The organism is Kitasatospora sp. NPDC001540, assembly GCF_042894345.1.
Taxonomy (GTDB): Bacteria; Actinomycetota; Actinomycetes; order Streptomycetales; family Streptomycetaceae; genus Kitasatospora; species Kitasatospora phosalacinea_C.
Genome location: NZ_JBIAVO010000096.1, coordinates 1 through 1,350, shown reverse-complemented (window position 1 = coordinate 1,350; position 1,350 = coordinate 1). Strand labels below are relative to the sequence as shown.

Below are 1,350 nucleotides of genomic sequence, written 5' to 3'. Positions count from 1 at the left end.
GGCCCCACTCTCATGCGCAGTCGGCCAGAAGATCACCCGACCGAGTCGACGACCTCGAACTCACGCTCACCAAGATCGATAGAGCAACGGCCACTTAGGTGCTCGTACAGCTGCTCGTTTGGTTGCTCGTTTAGGGTCCCGCACCCGCGCCCGCCACCTTGGCGTTCCCGCAGGCCAGGCCCAGGATTCGGGCCCTCTTACCGGCCCGACTTACCTGTGCGCCTGGTCCTGGTGGTGATGGATGGTGGGCGGGGTGGGGCGCGGTCGGTCCAGGCGGGGCCGCTCACCGGCGCTCGGCCTCCCCTTCGCGCCCGCCTGGCGGCGGCCGCCGCGATCGTTCAGGGCGGGCGGCGCGGCCACGGGCGGGCCCGGGGGGCGGTTTCGTCCCTGGTTTCGCACCTGGTTTCGTCTCTGGTTTGCTTTCCAAGCCCCCCGCCCTGCCGCGTCCGGCCCGTTTCCGCAGGTCAGACCCGGCAAGTTCGCCCGGTCGGACTTCGACTTACCCCTGGGAGCCCTCGACCCGGCCGACGAAGGAGGAGGGGGAGGGCGGTGGGCGGCGGCCCCCGGGGGTTCTGGGGCGCTGCGCTGTGCTGTTCCTTCCTCCTCGACCGCGGCCGGCCGGTGACCGGGTGGGCCCGGCCCCGGAGGAAGACCCTCTAATGTGATCGCGAACGATCCGTTCCAGGGGGGCACGCGGTGAAGCAGTGGCAACGATGGGCCATCGGCATATGGGCCGGTCTGATGGCCGCCGGATGCCTCCTCACGTTCCTCCTCGGCCAGGAGCCCACCGAGCCCGACCCCGCGTTCTCTGACTGCCGAAGCCTCTGCGAGGTCGACGCCACCCCCAGCCCCACCTCCGGCAGCGGTTGCACGCCGAACGGCACCACCATCTGCATCAGCGCCACCGCCTACGCCACCAGCCGCCCCTGAAAGGAAAGCCGGTTTCCCGGAATTCACACAGGCCATTCGGCGGGATGGTCTCGCATTGCATTTCTGATGCACGGGCCGGTGGGAGTATGGCGTGAAATTCGGCCCTGCTTCGAGCAGCCGAGAGCGGCCCGTGCCCCCAGGAGGGAGACCACATTAGGCGGGATCACCTAGCGCTCAGAAGTGATGCATGCGCCTGAGGGGGCGACCATTCGACGGGTAGCATGATCTACAGGAGTCAGGGCAGACGACCGACAGGTGCCCGCCGACGCCAGTTGAACCCCGGCCGGTCCGACGCGCAGTCGACGGGCACCCCTCCCCAGTCAGCCCAGCCGAAGGCCGCCGCCTCGTCAGCCCAAAACCCAGACCAGCGACTTGACTCAGCCTCAGCCACCCGGGCCGCCGGAGCGAAGCGGAGGCGCG

1 protein-coding gene is annotated in these 1,350 nt (G+C 69.5%); it reads left to right on the top strand.

Annotation, left to right across the window (positions count from 1 at the left end):
- Nucleotides 1–696: 696 nt before the first annotated feature.
- Nucleotides 697–930 (top strand): hypothetical protein, encoded by a 234-nt coding sequence (locus tag ACFY00_RS38125; protein ID WP_388038881.1) that lies wholly within the window; start codon nt 697–699, stop codon nt 928–930.
- Nucleotides 931–1,350: the final 420 nt, after the last annotated feature.